Annotated in this window: 18 protein-coding genes; all 18 read right to left on the minus strand. The window is 66.1% G+C overall.

The genetic code is table 11. The features are described from left to right. Position 1 precedes the first annotated feature (1 nt). Positions 2 to 478 carry a MarR family winged helix-turn-helix transcriptional regulator gene (locus FHW83_RS22830; protein WP_176648654.1) on the minus strand — a complete coding sequence of 159 codons (477 nt, stop codon included), beginning with the start codon at positions 476 to 478 and terminating at the stop codon, positions 2 to 4. Beyond that, entirely contained in the window at positions 468 to 2,783 is a 2,316-nt protein-coding gene (locus tag FHW83_RS22835) for a bifunctional salicylyl-CoA 5-hydroxylase/oxidoreductase (RefSeq protein ID WP_176648655.1), read from the minus strand. Before FHW83_RS22835 ends, FHW83_RS22830 begins: the two co-directional genes overlap by 11 nt. A gap of 1 nt (position 2,784) precedes the next feature. After that, a complete protein-coding gene (locus FHW83_RS22840; RefSeq protein WP_176648656.1) occupies positions 2,785 to 4,398 on the minus strand; it encodes an AMP-binding protein in 1,614 nt (537 codons plus the stop codon). Between the two features lie 94 nt (positions 4,399 to 4,492). Beyond that, positions 4,493 to 5,206, minus strand: coding sequence for a response regulator (locus FHW83_RS22845; RefSeq protein WP_176648657.1), 714 nt, complete (start codon positions 5,204 to 5,206; stop codon positions 4,493 to 4,495). 78 nt (positions 5,207 to 5,284) lie between these two features. Further along, complete coding sequence (locus FHW83_RS22850; protein ID WP_176648658.1) at positions 5,285 to 10,222, minus strand: two-component regulator propeller domain-containing protein; 4,938 nt, start codon at positions 10,220 to 10,222, stop codon at positions 5,285 to 5,287. 3 nt (positions 10,223 to 10,225) lie between these two features. Then, entirely contained in the window at positions 10,226 to 11,401 is a 1,176-nt protein-coding gene (locus FHW83_RS22855) for a patatin-like phospholipase family protein (RefSeq protein ID WP_176648659.1), read from the minus strand. Positions 11,402 to 11,440: 39 nt separating this feature from the next. Further along, entirely contained in the window at positions 11,441 to 13,219 is a 1,779-nt protein-coding gene (gene ggt / locus FHW83_RS22860) for a gamma-glutamyltransferase (protein ID WP_176648660.1), read from the minus strand. Positions 13,220 to 13,233: 14 nt separating this feature from the next. Further along, positions 13,234 to 13,578 carry an SMR family transporter gene (locus FHW83_RS22865; protein ID WP_176648661.1) on the minus strand — a complete coding sequence of 115 codons (345 nt, stop codon included), beginning with the start codon at positions 13,576 to 13,578 and terminating at the stop codon, positions 13,234 to 13,236. A gap of 26 nt (positions 13,579 to 13,604) precedes the next feature. Further along, a complete protein-coding gene (locus FHW83_RS22870; protein WP_176648662.1) occupies positions 13,605 to 14,363 on the minus strand; it encodes an SDR family NAD(P)-dependent oxidoreductase in 759 nt (252 codons plus the stop codon). A gap of 46 nt (positions 14,364 to 14,409) precedes the next feature. Beyond that, positions 14,410 to 15,096 (minus strand): YjjG family noncanonical pyrimidine nucleotidase, encoded by a 687-nt coding sequence (locus FHW83_RS22875; RefSeq protein ID WP_176648663.1) that lies wholly within the window; start codon positions 15,094 to 15,096, stop codon positions 14,410 to 14,412. 102 nt (positions 15,097 to 15,198) lie between these two features. Further along, the gene (locus FHW83_RS22880; RefSeq protein WP_176648664.1) at positions 15,199 to 15,636 is read right to left on the minus strand and encodes a hypothetical protein; all 438 of its coding nucleotides are present in this window, start codon (positions 15,634 to 15,636) and stop codon (positions 15,199 to 15,201) included. Between the two features lie 71 nt (positions 15,637 to 15,707). Beyond that, the gene (locus tag FHW83_RS22885; protein WP_176648665.1) at positions 15,708 to 17,846 is read right to left on the minus strand and encodes a sodium-translocating pyrophosphatase; all 2,139 of its coding nucleotides are present in this window, start codon (positions 17,844 to 17,846) and stop codon (positions 15,708 to 15,710) included. Between the two features lie 127 nt (positions 17,847 to 17,973). Beyond that, a complete protein-coding gene (adk, locus tag FHW83_RS22890; protein WP_176648666.1) occupies positions 17,974 to 18,630 on the minus strand; it encodes an adenylate kinase in 657 nt (218 codons plus the stop codon). A gap of 175 nt (positions 18,631 to 18,805) precedes the next feature. Further along, positions 18,806 to 19,552 (minus strand): 3-deoxy-manno-octulosonate cytidylyltransferase, encoded by a 747-nt coding sequence (kdsB, locus tag FHW83_RS22895; protein ID WP_176648667.1) that lies wholly within the window; start codon positions 19,550 to 19,552, stop codon positions 18,806 to 18,808. Between the two features lie 4 nt (positions 19,553 to 19,556). Beyond that, positions 19,557 to 19,733: a Trm112 family protein gene (locus FHW83_RS22900; RefSeq protein WP_008446346.1), complete on the minus strand. Its 177-nt coding sequence runs from the start codon at positions 19,731 to 19,733 to the stop codon at positions 19,557 to 19,559. After that, positions 19,714 to 20,784, minus strand: coding sequence for a tetraacyldisaccharide 4'-kinase (lpxK, locus tag FHW83_RS22905; protein WP_176648668.1), 1,071 nt, complete (start codon positions 20,782 to 20,784; stop codon positions 19,714 to 19,716). Before lpxK ends, FHW83_RS22900 begins: the two co-directional genes overlap by 20 nt. After that, positions 20,771 to 21,205 carry a biopolymer transporter ExbD gene (locus FHW83_RS22910; protein ID WP_176648669.1) on the minus strand — a complete coding sequence of 145 codons (435 nt, stop codon included), beginning with the start codon at positions 21,203 to 21,205 and terminating at the stop codon, positions 20,771 to 20,773. The genes lpxK and FHW83_RS22910 overlap by 14 nt, the downstream gene beginning before the upstream one ends. A gap of 9 nt (positions 21,206 to 21,214) precedes the next feature. After that, positions 21,215 to 21,820 carry a MotA/TolQ/ExbB proton channel family protein gene (locus tag FHW83_RS22915; protein WP_176648670.1) on the minus strand — a complete coding sequence of 202 codons (606 nt, stop codon included), beginning with the start codon at positions 21,818 to 21,820 and terminating at the stop codon, positions 21,215 to 21,217. Between the last annotated feature and the right edge of the window lie 124 nt (positions 21,821 to 21,944).

The following is a 21,944-nucleotide window of genomic DNA, read 5'->3' on the forward strand; positions in this document are numbered from 1 at the left end:
CTTATTTCAGTTTCTGCTTGATGGAGGACAGCATGTCGATCAGCTGCGCCTTATCGGCGCTGGAGACGTCCCGCAGCAGCTCCTCGATCCAGCTTTCATGTTCGGCCGCCATGGTGGCGAAGGCCTTGCGGCCGGCGGCCGTCAGCTTGACGCTGTAGGCGCGGCCGTCCTTGGGGTCTGGCACGCGCACCACCAGCTTTTCCTGCTCCAGCTGGTCCGTGATGCCGGTGATGTTACCGCCAGTGACCATCATGCGCTTGGACAGCTCGCCCATGCGCAGCCCTTGCGGATGCCGCTCCAGCTGCGCCATCAGGTCGAAGCGCGGCAGCGTGATGCCGAACGTGGCGCGCAACCTGCTGCGGATTTCGTTTTCGATCTTGACGGTGCACGACAACATGCGCAGCCACAGTTTCAGCGACTGGTGGTGGTCTTGCGTCAGGCGGCTGGCGAGATCCAGCTGTTCTTCTTCATCTTCCATCGGTTCCTCTTGCAAGATTTCTTTCCATTTGCTGTTTGCCCGCCAGGTATTGCTTGGGCCATGCCACCGCCGTGTAGCCGATGCGCGCCGCTTCGGCCAGCGTCCATGCCGGATTGGCCAGGTGCGGCCGCCCCACCGCGCACAAGTCGGCGCGGCCGGCGGCGATGATGCTGTTCACGTGGTCCGCCTCGTAAATCGCGCCGACCGCGATGGCGCCGATGCCGGCCTCGTTGCGGATGCGGTCCGCGAACGGCGTCTGGAACATGCGGCCATACACCGGTTTCTCAAGCTTGCTGACCTGGCCGGACGAGCAGTCGATCATGTCGGCGCCGGCGGCCTTGAACAGGCGCGCGATCCGCACCGCGTCGTCGGGCGTGATGCCGCCCTCCACCCAATCGTGCGCGGAGATGCGCACACTCATGGGCTTGTGCGACGGCCACGCCGCGCGCATGGCCTTGAAGATGCGCAGCGGGTAGCGGCAGCGGTTCTCCAGGCTGCCGCCGTATTCGTCATCGCGCTGGTTGGTCAGCGGCGAGATGAAGGAGGACAGCAGGTAGCCGTGCGCGCAGTGCAGCTCCAGCCAGTCGAAGCCTGCCACATCGGCGGCCAGCGTGGCGCGCACGAAGTCGTCCTGGACGCGGTCCATGTCGGCGGCCGTCATCTCGCGCGCGGTTTGCGAGACGCCTTGCAGGTATTGCTGCGGCGAGGCGGACAGCAGCGGCCAGTTGTCCTTGTCCAGCGGCTGGTCGATGCCGTCCCACATGGCGCGGGTGGAGCCCTTGGCGCCGGCGTGGCCCAGTTGCAGGGCGATGGCGGCATCGGTGTGCTGATGGACGAAATCGACGATGCGCTTCCAGGCCCGCGTGTGCTCCGGCGCATACATGCCGGGGCAGTATGGCGTGATGCGGGCGTCGGCGGAGACGCAGGTCATTTCCGCGAACACCAGCGCCGCACCGCCCAGCGCGCGGGCGCCGAGGTGGGCCAGGTGGTAGTCGCCGGCCACGCCGTCCACCGCGCTGTATTGCGCCATCGGGGATACGGCGATGCGGTTCTTCAGCGTGAGGCCGCGCACCTTGAATGGCGTGAACATCGGCGGCGGCGCGGCGTCGGATGGCATGGCGTCGGCCGGCAGTCCGGTTTGCGCGGCGGCGCGTCGGGCGAACCAGCGTTCGTAACCGGCCACGTAGGCCGCGTCGCGCAGGCGCAGGTTTTCGTGCGACAGGCGCTGGCTGCGCGTCAGCATGGAATAGGCGAACTGCGGCGCCTCCATGGCCGTGTAGCGCTCCACGTTCTCGAACCACTCCATCGAATTGCGCGCCGCGCTTTGCAGCTTGAGCACCTCGACCGCGCGCAAGGCTTCATACGCTTGCAACGCGCTGGCCGCGTCGGCATGCGCGCCGAAGCAACGCGCCAGCTCGATCGCATCCTCCAGCGCCAGCTTGGTGCCGGAGCCGATCGAGTAATGCGCGCTGTGCGCGGCATCGCCCATCAGCACCACCGGCACGTCGCCGTTCCAATGCACCCAACGCCCACAGACGATGCGCGGGAAGGTGATCCACATCGCCGAGCCGCGCAGATGGGCCGCGTTGGACATCAGCTTGTGGCCATCCAGCTGCTCGGCGAACAGCTGCTCGCAAAACGCGATCGACTCCTCCTGCGTCATGGCATCCAGGCCGGCAGCGCGCCACACCGTTTCCGGCGTTTCGACGATGAAGGTCGAGGTGTCGGCGTCGTACTGGTAGATGTGGGCCTGGAACCAGCCATGCGCGGTCTGTTTGAAAGCGAAGGTGAACGCATCGAACTTCTTGCGCGTGCCCAGCCACACAAAGCGGCAGCGGCGCGGCTCGATCTGCGGCTGATAGCTGTCCGCATAGCGCGCGCGGATGCGGCTGTTCAGGCCATCCGAGGCGATGATCAGGTCCGCGTCGTACTGCCGCTCGTCGGTCACCTCGGTTTCAAACACCAGCCGCACGCCCAGCTCCTCGCAGCGGTGCTGCAGGATGTTGAGCAGGTGCTTGCGGCCGATGCCGCAGAAGCCATGCCCGCCCGACGTCACCTTCTCTCCCTTGAAGAAGACGTCGATGTCGTCCCAGTGATTGAAGGAGGATTCGATCGCCTGCGCGGTCGGCGCGTCCGCCTCGGCCAGGTTGCCCAGCGTCTGGTCGGAGAACACCACACCCCAGCCGAACGTATCGTAGGGCCGATTGCGCTCCACCACCGTGATCTCGTGGGCCGGATTCTGCTTCTTCATCAGCAGCGCGAAGTACAGGCCCGCCGGGCCGCCGCCTATGCAAGTGATCTTCATATCATTCGGTTCGCAGTTTGAAGCGTTGCAGCTTGCCGGTTTCCGTTCGCGGCAAGGTCTCCAGGAATTTCACCGAGCGCGGATACTTGTACGGCGCGATCTGCTGCTTCACGAATTCCTGCAGCTGCGCGGCCAATTCCGGCGACGGCGCGAAGCCGGCACGCAATACCACATGCGCCTCCACGATCTGCCCGCGTTCCTCGTCGGCCTTGCCGATCACTCCGCACTCCGCCACCGCAGGATGACGCAGCAGCGCGTCCTCCACCTCCGGCCCGGCGATGTTGTAGCCGGCGGAGATAATCATGTCGTCGGTGCGCGAGCGGTAGTAGAAATAGCCGTCCGCATCCATCTCGTACGCATCGCCGGTCAGGTTCCAACCATTGAGCACATAATCGCGCTGGCGTTCGTCGTCCAGATAGCGGCAGCCGGTCGGCCCTTTCACCGCCAGCCTTCCGACCACGCCCGGCCCCACCGGCCGCCCGTCCCGATCGAGGATGCAAGCCTGGTAGCCGGGGATAGGCTTGCCGGTGGCGCCCGGGCGCACCTGGTCGCCGGCGGCGGATATAAAGATGTGCAGCAGCTCAGTCGCGCCTATGCCATCGATCATCACGATGCCGGTGGCCTGGCGCCAGCTTTCGCGCGTGGCCTGCGGCAGCGCCTCGCCGGCCGATACGCTTTTCTTCAGGCTCGATAAATCGAACTGCCCCGCCAGCGCCGCCATCTGGCGATACAGGGTTGGCGCGGTGAAGCACACCGTGGCGCGGTAGGTCTCTATGGCTTTGAGCAGGGCATCCGGCGTCAGCTTCTCCAGCAGCACCGCCGTCGCGCCCACGCGCAGCGGGAACAGCAGCAGGCCGCCCAGGCCGAAGGTGAACGCCAGCGGCGGCGTGCCGATGAACACATCGCTGCGCTGCGATTGCAGCACCGAGCGCGGGAAGCAGTCGCAGATCACCATCACGTCGCGATGGAAATGCATGGTGCCCTTGGGGATGCCGGTGGTGCCGGAGGTGAAGCTGATCAGGCAGACGTCGTCCGCCGCCGTATCCACCGCCTCGTAATGCGCGGGCTGCGCCGGCAGCAGTTTTTCCAGCGAGGTGTCGTCAGCGCCGAACCACAGCGTGTTGGCGCGCGCGGCCGCGGGCAGCGCCGCCGCTTCCATTTCGGCGCGCAGGTTGTCGGCGCACAGCACGGCGTTGACCTGCGCCTTGCCGGCGATGGTGCCCAGCTCGCGCGCGCGCAGCAGCGGCATGGTGGGCACGGCGATCAGCCCGGCCTTGATCACCGCCAGGATGCAGGCCGCCATCATCGGCGTGTTGGCGCCGCGCAGCAGCACGCGGTTGCCGGCCTCCAGCCGCATCGGCCCGCGCAGCACGTGGGCGATGCGGTCGACCTGCTCGCGCAGCTGCGCGTAGGTCCAGTCGCCACGGGCGCCGCGCAGCGCCAGCCGCGTTGGATCCACCGCCGCGCCTTCCAGCAGCTCGGCCGCGCAATTCAGGCGTGGCGGATACCGCAGCTCGGGCAGGTCGAAACAAAGTTCCGGCCACAATTCCGGCGGCGGCAGGTGCTCGCGCGCGAAATGGTCGGTGTAGGCGCTGGCTGCAAGAGATGAGTTCATGGTCGCCCTGAAGTTGGAAGTCAATGAGGTATCCGCCGCACTGCGCAGATACTTTAAACTTAAACTATCTCAACATCAAGCGTTTATGCGGTGTTTATGCCGATTCCTGCCGCACCAGGCCGGCCTGGTGGATGACGGCGCGCAGCACGTCCGACAGCACGGCCTGCACCGCGTCGTTGGACAGCTGACCCGGCGCGATGCTCTTCAGGGCGTCGGCGGCGCCGTGCAGGCCGAGCGTGATGCAGCCCGCGTGCAGGCGGTCGATGCGCGCCTGGGCCTCGGCCTGCTCGCCCTTGGCCAGCATGGTTTGCAGGTCGCCGGCGGCGGCGGTCAGCTGGTTCTGGAAACCGCTCAGGTAGACCAGCAGGCGCTCGCCGTTGATGCCGAGGCGGCGCAAGGTGTCGGCCGGGGCTTCCGCGTGGTGGTCGTAGCCGCTGGCCGCCTGGTCGAGGAAATTCGTCAGGTGCACGCGCACCTGCTCCGCCTGGAACGGCTTGACGATATAGCCGGCGGCGCCGGATTTGGTGGCCTCCTGCACGGTGTCCTTGTCGTTGGCCGAGGTGACCAGCACGAACGGCATGCTGTTGAGTTCAGCGTGCGACTTCACCCGCTGCAGCAACTCCATGCCCGACAGGCGCGGCATGCGCAAGTCGCAAAAACAAATGGCAGGACGCAAACCGTCTTCCAGCTGTTGCCAGGCATCGGCGCCATCTTCCGCCTCAACGATGTCGAAACTGCCGCAGCTATCGATCAGGTGCATCAGCACCATGCGCGAGACGACATCATCGTCCACTACCAGAACTTTCATGTGGCTCCCTGTGTCGTTTTGTCTGATCTTACATCAATCAGTATTTCTTGCAACGTCCCGGACATTAAACGTTGCGCCTTACTGCGTGCTAGCCGCGCGCACCCGCTCCAGCAGGCGGCGCAACTGCGGCATGGCCGATTCCACCTGCGCCCAGTTGCCATGGTCCGCCTCCATTTCCAGATCGCCGCACAGCGCCTGCAGTTCCTGCTCTTCCAGATAGCCGGCGCTGCCCTTCATCCCGTGCAGCAGGCGGCTGGCCACTTCGCAGTCGCGGTGCAGCAGCGCCAGCTCCAGGTCCGCCAGCCGCAGCGGCGCGTCCTGATTGAACACGCTGCGCAGCCGGGCTTTCAGATCGCTAGCGCCGCCGCTGTGCTGCGCCACGCGCGACGTCTCCAGCGAGGCCGGCGCCACGCCAAACATCGCATCCAGCTCCGGCGTGCCCAGCGCCGGATTGCGGCGCGGCTGCATGCGCGGCAGCTGGAAGCCGCGCTGCAGCTGGCGCTCGATCGCGCGGCTCAGCTGGAAGTGCAGCTTGTCCTCGTCGATCGGCTTGGTGAGGAAATCATCCATGCCCGAGGCGAGGTAGCGGCTGCGGTCTTCCTCGCTGGCGTTGGCGGTCAGCGCGATGATCATCAGTTCCTGGTCGCGCACCGGCGCGCCATCCGGGCCGCCGGAACGGATCAGCCGCGTGGCGCTGGCGCCGTCCATCTCCGGCATGCGGCCGTCCATCAGGATCAGGTCATAACGGGTCAGCGAGCAGGCTTTCACGGCCAGCGCGCCATTGGCCGCGATGTCCACCTTGTGGCCGAGGTCTTCCAGCATCATGCGGATGATGATCTGGTTGGTCGGGAAGTCCTCCGCGCACAAGACCTTGAGCTGGTGGCTGTGCGGCTCGCGCGGCACGTGCGGCACCACCGGCGGCGGCACGCCGTTCGGCAGCGGCACTTCAAACATGAACACGCTGCCCTCGCCCGGCGTGCTGACGGCGTTGATGCTGCCGCCCATCAGCTCCACCAGCTGGCGACAGATCGCCAATCCCAGGCCGGTGCCGCCGTAGCGGCGCGTGGTGGAGGCGTCGGCCTGCTCGAACTGCTGGAACAGGCGTGGAATGGCATCGGCCTCGATGCCGATGCCGGTGTCGGCCACGCTGAAGCGGATGAGATTCCGCTGGCTGTCGTCCGGCACGCGCTCCACCCGCATCCTGACCGAGCCTTGCTGGGTGAACTTGAAGGCGTTGCCCACCAGGTTGACCAGCACCTGGCGCAGGCGCGTCGGATCGCCCACCACGAATTGCGGCAGGTTCTCGTCGAATTCCAGGCTGAAGCCGACGCTGTGCGCCGCCGCCTGCTCCTCGAACAGGCTGACCACGTTCTCCACCGCCGCCGGCAGCGAGAAGTCGATGTTCTCGATGGTCAGCTTGCCCGCCTCGATCTTGGAGAAGTCCAACAGGTCGTTGATGATGGACAGCAGCGACTGCGCGTTGGCCTGGCCGCGCAGGATCTGCTCGCGCGTGCCGGCCGCCAGGCTCGGGTCGCGCAGCGCGAAGCCAAGCATGCCGATCACGCCGGCCAGCGGGGTCCGCATCTCGTGGCTCATATTGGCCAGGAATTCGGATTTCTGGCGGGTCGCATCCTCCGCCTTCTGCTTGGCGTAGCGCAGGCGCTCCTCGTTGTCCTGCAAGGCGCGGTTGGCCAGCGCCAGCTCCTCGGTGTGCAGCCGCACCTGGCGTTCCTGCGCCAGCAACTGGTCCTGCGTCTGGCGCAGGGTTTGCAGCGTGTCCTCCAGCTGCTGGTAGGCGCGCGCGTTTTCCAGACCGGCCGCCGCGTGCGAAGCCAGCGTTTGCAGCATGTCCATGTGCACGCGCTGGTAGCTGTTGCGCTCCGTGCTTTGCACGCAAATCAGGCCGACCACGCGGTCGCCCACGATCAGGGGCGCGTACATCATCGAATGGGCCGGCGCCACCGGCATGCCGTCCTCGCGCACGCAGGGCACCAGCGTGTCCAGCCCCGATTCGTCCATGTAGTCGCGGAACTCCTTGTGGAAGTCGTTGATGAAGATCGGCTTGCGCTGGGTGACACACCACACCGCCAGCTGGTTGGGCTGGTCCAGGCGGCGCTGGTATGGCAAGGTGCGCACGCCGCCCTCGATCGCGAACGGGAAGTCGATCACGCCGTCGTCCTCGCGCACGAAGCCGATGCCGAAGATCTGCGCGTTCATCAGGTCATTCACGTGGCGGTACAGCGTCTGCATGGTGGTTTCCATGTCCAGCGAGGCGCTCATCTCGCGCCCCAGCTCGCTCAGCACCGAGATGTTGCGGTGCGCCTGCTCCACCTCCTCCTTCTGGCGCTCGGTGTCGATGCGGCGCTGCTCGGCCTCGGCGCGCTGCGCTTCCGCCTCCAGCCGGCGCCGCTCCAACTCATGTTTTTGCTGTTGCAGCTGCTGGTTCTTGTACTCGACTTCCGCCGTGCGCGAGCCGACCAGGTGCTCCAGCCGCCACTGCTGATGGCGCAGCGCGCGCACGCGCGCATGGTAGGCGGCGTAGGCGGCGCCGGCCGCCAGCACCGCCAGCACGCTGCGGAACCACCAGGTTTTCCAGAACGGCGGCTGGATGGTGATTTCCAGCGTGGCCGCGTTGTCGTTCCAGATGCCGTCCTTGTTGGCGGCCTTCACGCGGAACACGTACTTGCCCGGATCAAGGTTGGTGTAGGTGGCGAAGCGCTTGGTGGAATCGGTCACCACCCAGTCCTCGTCGAAGCCCTGCAGCTGGTAGGCGAAGCGGTTGCGCTGCGGCGCGGCGTAGTGCAGCGCCGCGAACTCCAGCGAGAACACCGAGTCGGCCTCCAGCAGCGTCAGGGCGCTGGTGTGCTCGATCGCGGTTTTCAGCACCTCGCCATGCTCGCCCTGCCCCGGCTTGAGCGACTTGTTGAAGATCTGGAAGTCGGTGATGGCCACCGTCGGCGCCACGCTGTTTTCGCGCACGTCGGCCGGCGAGAAGGCGGTGATGCCGTTAAAGCCGCCGAAGTACAAGGTGCCGTCGGCGGTGCGCAGCGCCGCGCCGTCAAAGTAGGCGCCCTCGATGGTGCCGTCGGCGCCGCTGTAGTTGCGCACCAGCCCCGTCTCGATGTTCAGGCGCGACAGGCCGCTGTTGGTGCTCATCCAGAGATTGCCGGCGTCGTCCGGCAGGATCGAGGCGATGGCGTCGTCGGCGATGCCGTCCTTGCGCAGGTAGCGGCGGAACTTGACGCTGCCGTCGGCCGCCACCTCCATCTTGTTCAGGCCCGCCGCCGTGCCGACCCATATCGCGCCGCGCCCGTCCTCGTACAGGTAATGCACCTCGTCGTGACTGAGGCTTTCCGGATCATTGGGGTCGCGCCGGAAGTGGCGGAACTTGCCGCTCTTGCGGTCCAGCAGATCGAGGCCGTTGAAGGTGCCGACCCACAGCTGGCCGCGGCGGTCCTCCAGGATCGGCCGCACCACATTGTCCGACAGGCTGCCCGGATCGGCCGGATCGTGGCGGTAGGTCTGCGACTCCAGGGTGACCGGATCGAGCCGGTGCAAGCCGCCGCGCGAGGCGATCCACAGCATGCCGCTGCGGTCACCGACGATATTGCGGATGGTGTCGCTGGCGGGATCGCCGCGCACGAAGGACAGCGAGCGGATCGCGCCGGTCGCGACGTTCAGGTGATTGACGCCGGCCGGCCCGCCCAGCCACAGGTTGCCGTTCTTCTCGCGCCACAGCGCGGTCACCTGGTCGTCGCTGATGCTGTTGGCGTTTTGCGGATTGTGGCGCCACACCTTGCTTTCGCCGGTGAGCGGGTCATACAGATTGAGCCCGCCGCTGCTGCCCAGCCACAGCTTGCCGCGGCCATCCGAGATGATGCTGCGGATCTTGTTGTCCGACAGCGAGTTCGGTTGCTCGGCCAGGCGCACGATGCGGGCGAAACCGCCGCTGCCCATGTCCACCCGGCTGACGCCATCGTTCCAGGTGCCGACCCAGAAGGTGCCGACGCGGTCGCGGTACAGCGAGGAGATCTGGTTGTCGGCCACACTGTGGGTGTCGCCGACCTGGTGCCGGTACTGCACCAGCCGTTCCTCGCCCGGCATCCAGCGGAACAGGCCATCGGCCAGCGAGCCTACCCACAGATTGGTTTCGGCGTCCTCGTACAAGGTGGTGATGCTGACGCCGGCCCTGAGTCCCTCGCGCGCGCCGAGGCGGCGGCGCTGCGGCTCGGCGCCCAGCAGCCGCCATTGTTCAAGGCCGGCCTGCGTGCCGACCCACAGCGTCTGCGCGCTATCGACCTGCAGCGCGACCACGGAATTGAACTTGCTGTCGCCGCTGGCGTCGATGGTGTAGTGCTGGAAGCGCGTGCCGCCCGGCGGCAGCATGTCGAGCCCCGACGCGGTGCCCACCCACAAGCGGCCGGTGGCGTCGCGCGCCAGCGCGTTCACATGGTCGTTGGCCAGGCTGCCGGCATCGGCCGGATCGTGGTGCCAGCTGGTGAAGCGCTTGCTGGCCGGGTCGAAGTGATGCAGGCCGTCGGTGGTGGCCACCCACAGGCCGCCCAGGCCATCGTCGGCGATCGCGCGCACGTGGCGGTTGCCGTTGCCGCGCTGGCTGGATTCGCGCGGCAGGAAATGGGTGAAGGTCCTGGTGGTGGAGTCGTAGCGATCGAGGCCGCCGTCGGTGCCCACCCACAGCTGGCCGGAACGGTCCAGGTGCAGCACGCGCACCCAGTTGTCGACCAGGCTGCGCGGATCGGACACCGCGCTTTTATAGGTGACGGTGCGGTAGCCGTCGAAGCGCGTCAGGCCGGCCTGGGTGCCCAGCCAGATGAAGCCCTGCTTGTCCTGCGCGATGGCCAGCACGGTTTCCTGCGCCAGCCCGTGCTCCACACTGAGCTGCTCGAAGCGCAGCGTGCGCGGCGGCGCGCCGGCCGATGCCACGCCGTGCCACAGCGCCAGCAATGGCAGCAACGGCAATAACACCCGGCGGCAAAGACGTTTAAGGCACCCCATGCATCACGATTCGAAGAAGGCCAGCACATCGCTCTTGCGCGCATGGGTGTCGCGCTGGCCGAGGCGAATCAACTCGCAGGTGTAGGTGGATTCAAACAGCAGGTAGGAGGCCAGCGCGGCGCCGCGCGTCTCGGTGGCGCCGATGCCCGACAACATGGTGCGGATCGGCGCCGGCAGGCTGGCGATGTGGCGGCTGGCGATATCGTCCAGCCGTTCGGACGGCGCGATCACCAGCAGCTTGATCGGCTTGAGCGGGGTCTTGTCCAGGTACTCCGGCGGCAGCAGGGACAGGGTCTTGTTGACCCGCTCCAGCCGCTCGATGTCGACCGCCAGGCTGTCGAGGAAGATCGAGGACATGGCGTGGCCGGCGATCTGCGCCAGGCTGGGATAGCGCGCCGCGTTCTTCTCGGCGGCGCTGCGCGGCGGTTCGGTCAGGCGGCCGGCGCCCACCACCAGCACCTTGCTGGCGCCAAGGTGGATGGCCGGCGAGATCGGCGCCAGCTGGCGCATCGAGCCGTCGCCGCAGTATTCGCGGTGGCCGCCCATGTACAGCGGCGTGGCCGGGAAGATGAACGGAATCGCCGACGACGCCAGCAAGTGCTCGACGCCGATCTGGTCCTGCAGCGCCACGCGCTGCATGCGGATCCACGGCGCGATGTCGGCGGCGGTCTGGTAGAAGGTCAGGTGGTTGCCGCCGGTGTAGGACGAGGCGGTGACGGCCAGCGCGTGCAGCAGGCCCTCGGACAGCACCGTGTCCAGGCGCGGCAAGTCCAGCATGCGGTGCAGCAGCCCGACCAGCGGCGTGTTGTCGAGCAGGGAGGCCGGCGGCGCGGCGCGCCATTTGCGCAGCAGCCAGCCGAACGACAGCAGCGACAACCAGCGCGCGCCGGAGCGGATCACGCCCAGCGAGTCGGCGCGGTAGACTTCCTCGACCTTGATGTGCTGCCAGACGTCGAGCAGCTTTTGCACGCCCTCGCCGAAGTTGTCGGCGCGGCAGGCCAGCGCCGTGGCGTTGATCGCCCCGGCCGAGGTGCCGCAAATGATGTCGAAGGGATTGCGGGCCGGCGGCCAGCCCTCCTCCCACAGAATCTCCGATATCGCCTGCAGCACGCCGACCTGATAGGCGGCACGGGCGCCGCCCCCGGTCAGGATCAGGCCTGTTTTCTTATCTGGTCCCATGTTGCAAGATTAGCAGGGTCTATGCCGTTTGGGGAGGAATTAATCCCCTAAAACGACACCTTCGCGACGCGGATCGGCGCCGCCGAACCACTCATCCTTGCCGTTGACGGTGCGGCGCTGGATGCCCTGCAGACCGGAATTCTGGTCATATTCGCGGATATCGTGGCCGCGCGCCTTGAGCTGCTCCACCACCGCGCGGCCGACGCGCCCCGCTTCCAGCTCGGTCGGGCCGTTGCGGCTGCCGATGTTGGGCAGGCTGATGGCCTGCTGCACGTCCAGCCCCCAGTCCAGCGTCCCCACCAGCACCTTGGCCACGTAGTTGATGATGGCCGAGCCGCCCGGCGAACCGGTGGCCAGCACCAGCCTGTGGGTGCCCTTGTCGAACACCAGCGTCGGCGACATGGCGCTGCGCGGGCGCTTGCCCGGCTGGACGCGGTTGGCGATCGGGCCGTTCTCGTCCTGCGAATCGAAGGAGAAGTCGGTCAGCTGGTTGTTCAGCATGAAGCCGTCCACCATCTGGCGCGCGCCGAAGGCGTCTTCCACCGAGGTGGTCATCGACAGGCCGCCGCCGAAGGCGTCCACCGCCACCAGGTGCGAGGTGGATGGCTTGTCGATGGCGGTGTCGGCGCCCCATGCCACCTGCATGGTGGCCGGCGTGCCGTACTTGGCGCGGCCCATCGACTGCTCGCCGATCAGCGCCGCGCGCTGTTTCAGGTAGCCCTTGTCCAGCATGGCGCTCACGCCCTTGCCGGGCAGCGGCACGAAGTCGGTGTCGGCCACGTAGCGGTTGCGGTCCGCGTAGGCCAGGCGGCCGGCCTCGGTGAACAGGTGGATGCCTTCGGCGGTGAGCTGTCCGTTCACCGGCTTGTAGGGGCTGATGTCCTTGTTCTCCAGGATGCCCAGCATCTGCGCGATGGCGATGCCGCCGGACGATGGCGGCGGCGCGCCGCACACCGTCCATTTTTTATAGTCGCCGCAGACCGGATCGCGCTCCTTGGCCTGGTAGCCGGCGATATCGGCGGCGGTCAGCTTGCCCGGGTTGGTGGGATGCGAGGCCACCTTGGCGGCGATGTCGCTGGCGATGCGGCCCTTGTAGAAGGCGTCGGCGCCGCCGTCGGCGATCTCGCGCAGGGTGCGCGCCAGTTCGGGGTTCTTCAGCAGGTAGCCAACGGGACGCGGCTTGCCTTGCTCATCGAAGAAATAGGCGCGCGCCACCGGGTCGCGCGCCAGGAATTTATCGTACGAGATCAGCGCGTTCAGGCGCGGGCTGACCGCGAAGCCATTCTCCGCCAGCTGGATGGCCGGCTGGAACAGGGTTTTCCACGGCAGCCTGCCGTGCTGCTTGTGCGCCAGCTCCAGCATGCGCAGCACGCCGGGCGCGCCGGTGGAGCGGCCGCCCACCACGCCCACTTCGCGCGACACCGGCTTGCCGTCCTTGTCCTGGAACAGGTGTTCATCGGCGGCGGCGGGCGCGGTCTCGCGGCCGTCGTAGGATTGCACGCGCTTGCCGTCCGAGTACATCAGGAAGGAGCCGCCGCCGATGCCGGACGATTGCGGCTCCACCAGCGTCAGCACCATCTGTACCGCGATGGCGGCGTCGATCGAGCTGCCACCCTGCTTGAGCATCTGGTAGCCGGCCTGCGTCGCCAGCGGATTGGCGGCGGCCACCATGAATTTTTGCGCGGACTTTCCGGCTTTTTCCGCGTAGCCGGTGGCGATTTCCGGCGCGGCGTCCGGGGTGGCACGCTGCGCGTGAACCGGCGCGTGCAACGCGCCCATGAGTGCGGCGCTCAGCGCCAGTGTCGTCAACCGGTACATGGATACTCCAGCGATCAGCGAGCGACCACGAAGGCGCCGGCGCCGATCAAAATCAATCCGATGATTTTGGTCGGGGTCAGCGCTTCCTGCAGCAGCATGGTGCCGAGCAGCGTCACCATCACGATGGTCACCGCCGTCATGAAGGGATAGGCGAGGCTGATCTCCAGCCGCGCCAGCGCAATGGCATAGCAGACGAAGCCCAGCACATAGGCGCCGCCGGCCCCGCCCAGCCAGGCGAGACGCGCCAGATTGATGCCGGTGCCGGCCTGGCTGGACATCTTGATGAGGAAAGTGGCGGCGGCACTCGCGACGGAGGCCAGCACCAGCCAGAGATAACCTGCGATAGGAGTTGTATTCATGCGCAGATTATACAGCCCTCCTCGGTTTACTTCGGCTGCATGCGAATCGCGCCGTCGAGGCGGATGGTTTCGCCATTCAGCATGGGGTTCTCGATGATGGCTTTGGCCAGCAGCGCGTACTCGCCCGGCTTGCCCAGGCGCGGCGGGAACGGCACCATGGCGCCCAGCGCGTCCTGCACTTCCTGGGGCATGCCCATCAACATCGGCGTCTCGAAGATGCCGGGCGCGATGGTCATCACGCGGATGCCGTTGCGCGACAGGTCGCGCGCCATCGGCAGCGTCAGGCCGGCCACGGCGGCCTTGGAGGCGGCATAGGCGGCCTGGCCGATCTGGCCGTCGAAGGCGGCCACCGAGGCGGTGTTGATGATGACGCCGCGCTCGCCGGTGTCCAGCGGCGCGTTCTTGCTCATGGCGTCCGCCGCCAGGCGCGCCATGTTGAAGGTGCCGATCAGGTTGATGCCGACCACGCGCTGGAACAGTTCCAGCGGATGCGGGCCTTCCTTGCCGACCGTCTTGGCGGCGGGCGCCACGCCGGCGCAGTTGATCACGCCGCGCAGCGTGCCTTGCGCCAGCGCCGCCGCCACCACCGCCTGGCCGTCCGCTTCCGAGGTGACGTCGCATTTGACGAAGGTGGCCTTGAGTTCGTCGGCCAGCGCCTGGCCGGCCTCGGCCTGCACGTCCGCCAGCACCACCTTGCCGCCCTGCTCCACGATCATGCGCGCCGTGCCGGCGCCCAGACCCGAGGCGCCGCCGGTGATGATGAATACCTGATCCTTGATTTGCATGCCTGTCTCCTGTTTTTGCTATTTGACGTTTACGTAAACGTCAGCATTATAGCAAGGCAGGCGGGATCGCATCCAAGCGGGCGGCTTCATAGGTGGGGATGGCTTCCGAGGTGTTCGGCAGGCGGTCCGGATTGAACCAGCAGCTGTCGATGCCATAGCGGTTGGCGCCGAGGATGTCGGCGTCCAGGCGGTCGCCGACGATGATGGTTTCGGCCTTGCCGACCGGCCGCGCCATGCCGACCGCGTAGTCGAAGAAGCGGCTGTCCGGCTTGGCGTGGCCGCAGGCTTCGGAGGTGGCGATGAAGGAGATGTACTGGCCCAGCCCGGAGGCGGCGATGCGGCGCTGCTGGATGGCGTCCACGCCGTTGGTGATGATGCCCACCTCGCCCACCGCCGCCAGTTGCGCGCACAGCGCCTGGGCGCCGTCGATCAGCACCACGGTTTCGGACAGCGATTCGAGGTATAGCGCGCTGGCCGCCGCCGGATCGAGCGCCAGCCCGTTGGTGGCGAAGGTCTGGCGGAAGCGCTCCACCTTGAGGAAGTCCTTGGTCACGCCGCCGGTTTCAAAACTGCGCCACAGCGCGGTGTTGATGGCCTGGTATTGCGTGAACAGGCTGTCGGTCACCTCCTGGTGGCCCAGTTGCTGCAGGGTGCGTACAAAAGACAGCTGCTCGGAAGCTTTGAAATCCAATAGCGTGTCGTCGAGGTCGAAAAGGAAAAGTCGGTAGCTCATGGCGCGACAGTATAGCCGACCGACCGCCGGCGCAGGCCGGAATCCAGGTTAGGTATGGGCGGACGGTCTATGGATTCCGGCCTGCGCCGGAATGACGGTCGCCTAGCATTGGATGGTCGCGCCTGAGCGGTTGCATACCTTGCCCGACGGCGTGACCACGGCGCCGGCGCCGAGATTGTTGTAACGCACGCCGTTGGCGCCGAAGCAGCCGGCGGCGTCGCAACTGGTGGTCGGCACGGGCGGCTTGACCAGCGGATCCAGCGCCGGCAGTGGCGGCGAGGTCGGCATGGCCACCTTGGGCGGCGGCTTGGTCTGCGGCATGCGTTGTATGATTTGCGGCACCGGACGGCGCGGCATCGGCACCTTGGCCGGCGCGGTGCGGCACGGCTCGACCGCGAGCGACTTGCCGTCCTCGCTGAGCGTGCAGACCGGCAGCTTGGCGTATTCCTCGCTGTCCACCGGCTCGGCCCAGGCGTTGGCGCAGACCAGCATGCCGAACACGAGCGTGGCCGTCATCGCCGCTGGCTTGATGATGTGCATGGCATTCCCTCCCTTGCTTCATTATTAGCCGCGCAAACGCGGGAGGGAAGCCACGGAAACAATTGGTAACCTTACTGCTGGATAGGCGGCGGTGGTGGCGGCGGCGCCTCGGCCGGCGCCACCACGGCCGGCGGATGGGCCGCCGGCGCCGATACCGCCAGCCAGCCGGACGCCGGCAGCAGCGGCACCAGCAGCAACGCCACGATGTTGATGATCTTGATCAGCGGATTGACCGCTGGGCCGGCCGTGTCCTTGTACGGGTCGCCCACGGTGTCGCCGGTGACGGCCGCCTTGTGCGCATCCGAACCCTTGCCGCCGTGATGGCCATCCTCGATGTATTTCTTGGCGTTATCCCAGGCGCCGCCGCCGGTGGTCATGGAAATCGCCACGAACAGGCCGGTGACGATGGTGCCCATCAGCATGCCGCCCAGCGCGGCCGAGCCCAGCAGCATGCCCACCAGGATCGGCACGACCACCGGCAGCAGCGACGGCACGATCATTTCCTTGATGGCCGAGGCGGTCAGCATGTCGACCGCCTTGTCGTATTGCGGCTTGCCGGTGCCCTCCATGATGCCCTGGATGTCGCGGAACTGGCGGCGGACCTCGACCACCACCGCGCCGGCCGCGCGCCCCACCGCCTCCATCGCCATGGCGCCGAACAGATAAGGCACCAGGCCGCCGATGATCAGGCCGACGATCACCATCGGGTTGGACAGGTCGAAGGTGATGCTGCGCCCGGCCGATTCCAGCGCGTGCGTGTAGTCGGCAAACAGCACCAGCGCCGCCAGCCCGGCCGAGCCGATGGCGTAACCCTTGGTCACCGCCTTGGTGGTGTTGCCCACCGCGTCCAACGGATCGGTAATCGCGCGCACCGAATCCGGCATGCCCGACATCTCGGCGATGCCGCCGGCGTTGTCGGTGATCGGGCCGTAGGCGTCCAGCGCCACCACGATGCCGGCCATGGACAGCATCGAGGTGGCGGCGATCGCCACCCCGTACAGCTGACCCAGCTGGTAGGACACCAGGATCGCCGCGCACACCGCCAGCACCGGCCACGCGGTCGACTTCATCGACACGCCCAGGCCGGCGATGATGTTGGTGCCATGGCCGGTAGTGGACGCCTCGGCGATATGCTTGACCGGATGGAAGTCAGTGCCGGTGTAATACTCGGTGATGTAGACCATCAGACCGGTGAGGACGATGCCGACCACGGTGCAGCCCAGCATTTTCATGCGCATGGCCGGGTCCGGCCACAGCTGCCAGGTGACCACCACAAAGCCGATCAGCGACAGCCCGGCCGCCCACCACAGGCCAGTGTACAGCGCCGACATGATTTTCTTGCCCGGCTTGGCCTTGACCATGGCGCAGCCGATGATGGAGGCGATGATGGACACCGCGCCCAGCAGCAAGGGATAGGTCACGGCGGTAGCGCCGGCGCTGCCCATGAGCAGCGCGCCCAGCAGCATGGTGGCGATCAGCGTCACCACATAGGTCTCGAACAGGTCGGCCGCCATGCCGGCGCAGTCGCCGACGTTGTCGCCGACGTTATCGGCGATCACCGCCGGGTTGCGCGGGTCGTCCTCCGGAATCCCGGCCTCGACCTTGCCGACCAGGTCGGCGCCGACGTCCGCGCCCTTGGTGAAGATGCCGCCGCCCAAGCGGGCAAAGATGGAAATCAGCGAAGCCCCGAACGCCAGGCCGATCAGCGGCTTGATGATGTCATGCAGCGTCAGCGACGGATGCGGGTAGGCCGACGAGGCCACGCCGGTCAGGAACAGATAGAACAGCGCCACGCCCAGCAGGCCCAGGCCGACCACCAGCATGCCGGTGATGGCGCCGCCCTTGAAGGCCACGTCCAGCGCCTCGTTCATGCCTTTGGCCGCCGCCTGCGCGGTGCGCACATTGGCGCGCACTGAAACATTCATGCCAATGAAGCCGCAGGCGCCCGACAGCACCGCGCCGACCAGGAAGCCGATGGCGGTATAGATGTCGAGCAGAACACCGATGAGGATGAGCAGCACCACCCCGACGATGCCGATGGTGCGGTATTGGCGCGCCAGGTAGGCGGCGGCGCCCTGTTGTATCGCCAGCGCGATTTCCTGCATGCGCGGATTGCCCGCGTCCTGTCGCAATATCCAGCTTCGCGACCAAAGTCCATAAACCACGGCAATGATGCCGCACGCAACCGCAAACCATAAGCTGCCTGCCATAGTGTCCCCTTATTTTTGTTGAACAAGCCGTACAACCACACTACAAGTGCGAACTGCAAAACTTCAAAAAAACGGGATGGCGCTGGCGAAAAAAAAAGCGGACCATCGGTCCGCTCTACTTTAACGCTTATTTCGATAGCGCGGCAAACGCGCTGTCGCGAATTTGCTCAACCGGGCCGACGCCCTCGATGCGGCGATACTTCGGCGCGCCGGGCTCGCCCGATTGTGCCCAGGTATTGTAGTAACCCAGCAGCACCTCGGTCTGGTTGTGGTAGACATCCAGGCGCTTCTTCACGACCTCGGCCTTGTCGTCGTCGCGCTGCACCAGCGGCTCGCCGGTGACGTCGTCCTTGCCCTCTTCCTTCGGCGGATTGAACTTGACGTGGTAGACGCGGCCCGACGCCGGGTGGCAGCGGCGGCCATCCATGCGTTCGATGATCTGCTCGTCCGGTACGGCGATTTCCAGCACGTAGTCCACGGCCACGCCGCCATCCTTCATGGCGTCGGCCTGGGCGATGGTGCGCGGGAAGCCGTCGAACAGGTAGCCGTTGGCGCAGTCCGGCTGGGCCAGACGGTCCTTGACCAGGCCGATGATGATGTCATCCGAAACCAAACCACCCGCATCCATGACCTTTTTAGCAGCCATGCCCAGTTCCGTGCCAGCCTTGATGGCCGCGCGCAGCATATCACCAGTGGAAATTTGCGGGATGTTGTATTTTTCTTTGATGAAATTTGCCTGGGTGCCCTTGCCGGCACCTGGTGCTCCTAACAGAATGAGACGCATGAAGTTTCCTAAAACAGATATGGGGATATGGGTTAGTTAGTGTCAGATCGTACGAAACTTACCACAAAACTTAGTCTTTACGCCAATTTCTGGTTGATATCCCGTGTGAATATCGCACAGTTACAGACGTTATAACAGCGGTAGCTGACTCGTGGCTGACGCTTTTGAAACTGGTTTAATAGTGGCGACGGACCCGTTCCAGGTCTTCCGGCGTGTCCACGCCGGCGGCCGGGGCCGAGTCGGTCACGTGCACGGCGATCGGGTAGCCATGCCACAGCACGCGCAGCTGCTCCAACGCTTCGATCGATTCCAGCGGCGACACTTCCAGCGCCGGATAGGCTTGCAGGAAGTCGTTGCGATAGGCGTACAGTCCGATGTGGCGGAGCGGTACGTAGCCGGCGGGCAGGTGATCCTTGGACTGCGCAAAGGCGTCGCGGTTCCACGGTATGGTCGCGCGCGAGAAATACAGGGCCCGGCCGTTTTTATCCAGGACGACTTTCACCACGTTTGGATTGAAGGCGTCGGCGGCGTCGTGCAGCGGGTGGGCGCAGGTGGCCATCGGCACCTCGGCGCCGATGCGCGCGGCGGCGGCCTGCAACAGGGCCGGGTCGATCAGCGGCTCGTCGCCCTGCAGGTTGACGATCACGGCATCCAGAGGCAGATTCAGCTTGTGCGCCACCTCGGCGATGCGGTCGGTGCCGGACGGGTGGTCGGCGCGGGTCATGCACACCTCCACGCCGTGCTGTTCGCAGGCGGCGCGGATGTCCTCGTGGTCGGTGGCGACGATGATGCGGGACGCGCCCGACAGCTGGGCGCGCTCGGCTACGCGCACCACCATCGGCTTGCCGCCGAGGTCGGCCAGCGGCTTGTTCGGCAGGCGGGTCGAGGCCAGACGGGCCGGGATGATGACGATGAAGGACACTGGCTTATTCCGCCTTGTCTTGCAGCGTGCGCGCCTCGTCGGCCCACATGATGGGAATGCCATCGCGGATAGGATAAGCCAGGCGGTCGCCTTTGCAAATCATCTCCTGCGCCTTTTTATCGTACTCCAGCGGGCCTTTGCAGACCGGGCATACCAGGATATCAAGCAATCGAGCGTCCACGACATTTCTCCACAATTTGGTCGGCCAGCGCGCGGTCGATGTGCGCTGTCACCGGGACGACCCACAGGCGCGGATCGTCGTTGAGTTCTTCAATTTGCGCACATTTTACTGCATCCTTCTCGGTCATCAAGATAAGGTCGGCCTCCAGGCCGGCAAAAGGGCGGTCCTGGAAGTCGTGATGATCGGGCAAAGGCAGCTCGGTAATGTGCAGGCCGGCGGCCTTCAACATGCCGAAAAAGCGCGCTGGATTGCCAATGCCGGCGGCGGCAACGATGCGCAGCCCGCCCTCGGCCTGCCGCAGCGCCAACCCGGCCAGCGGCAGGCGCTGCGTGCGGTCGCGCAGCTGCTCGGCCACGTCGCCGGCCAAGGTCATCTGCACCGCCGCGCCGCCGGGCGGCACGCCGACCGACGCGGCCAGCCCGGCCGTCAACTGCGGCGCGTTGATCACGGTGAAATCGCGCCGGCGCGAGACCGGTTCGCGCAGCGGGCCGGCCGGCAGCAGCCAGCCATTGCCGGCGCCGCGCCCGTCGAACAGGATGATTTCCACATCGCGCCGCAGCTTGTAGTGCTGCAGGCCGTCATCGGTCAGCAGGATATCCACTTGCGGATGGGCGGCCAGCAGCGCGCGGCCGGTGGCGGCGCGGTCGCGCCCCACCATCACCGGGGCGCCGGTACGCTGCCGGATCAGCAGCGGCTCGTCGCCCACCTGGGCCGGCGTCGAAGCGGCCGTCACCTCGCGCGCGCCCTGCTCCGCGCTGCCGAAACCGCGCGAAATCACGCCGGGCGTCATACCGGCCGCCTGTAACGCCTGCACCAGCCAGATGGTGAGCGGCGTCTTGCCGGTGCCGCCGATATAGATATTCCCCACCACCACCACCGGCACCGGCAGCCGCGACGACTTCAGCACGCCGGCGCGGAACAAGGCCGCGCGCAAGCCGCTCAGCAAGCGGAACACCAGGGAGAGCGGCCACAAGGCACAGGCCAGCGGGCCGCGCCGCAGCCAGTTGCGTGTCAGCGTGGATTCCAGCGCCGACGAATTATTTTGAGCCACCGGTTTGCGCCGCGAAAGTCAGTTTCTCGTAGCCGGCAAGGCGCGCGGCTTCCATCACATTGATCACCATCTGATGCATGGCGAACTGGTCGGCGTTGACGATCACCACCGGCGACTTGCCGGCCTCGCCGCCCTTGGCCGCCGCGTCGCGCAGCGCCTGCGCGAAACCGTTCACGTCGCGGAACGAGATGGGCTCGCCGTTGATGGTGTAGTTGCCCTTGGCGTCCACCGTCACATCCAGCTCAAACGGCTTCTCGGTGGCCTTTTGCGCATCGGCGGTCGGCAGCGTGATCTGCAGCTCGGTGAACTTGCTGTAGGTGGTGCTGACCATCAGGAAAATCAGGATCACCAGCAGCACGTCGATGAACGGGATCAGGTTGATCTCCGGATCCTCGCGGCGCTGGCCTTTGCGGAAATTCATGGAACGTCCTTATTTGCGCTTGCTGTGGACGATGTCGACAAACTTCACCGCCTGCTGCTCCATGTCGATGATGAAGCTGTCCACCAGCGCGCGGAAATGACGGTAGAACACCAGCGTCGGCATGGCGATCGCCAGGCCGAAGCCGGTGTTGTACAGCGCCACCGAAATGCCGTGCGCCAGCTGTGCCGGGTTGGAACCGGCCGCGTTCTGCGAACCAAAAATCTCGATCATGCCGACCACCGTGCCGAACAGGCCCATCAGCGGCGCCAGGGTGGCGATGGTGCCCAGCGTGGTGAGGAAGCGTTCCAGCGTGTGGGCCACGCCGCTGCCGGCCTCCTCGATGGATTCCTTCATCACCTCGCGCGGCGCGTCCACATTGCGCAGCGCGGCCGACAGCACGATGCCCAGCGGCGAGCTCTTTTCCAGCTTGTCGATGATGTCGGGCGTGATGTTGTTGTTGCGGTAGACCTGCACCACCTCGTCCAGCAGCTTCTTGGGAATGATCTTGCCGCGGCGCAGATACATCAGGCGTTCGATGATCAGGGCGGTTGCGACGATGGAAGCAATCAACAGCAGCCAGATAGGCCAACCTGCAGCTTGGAATATGGCGAGCAAAACGAACTCCTGAATATGAACAACCGAATGGCGCAATGTATCGTGTTGGGCCGCTGTCGGCAAGTGTCTGGTGGAGTTCTCAACATTTTCTGTGGACAATAATGTGCGCAAGCCAACAGCTTCA

It is taken from the genome of Duganella sp. SG902, assembly GCF_013376005.1.
GTDB lineage: Bacteria > Pseudomonadota > Gammaproteobacteria > Burkholderiales > Burkholderiaceae_D > Rugamonas.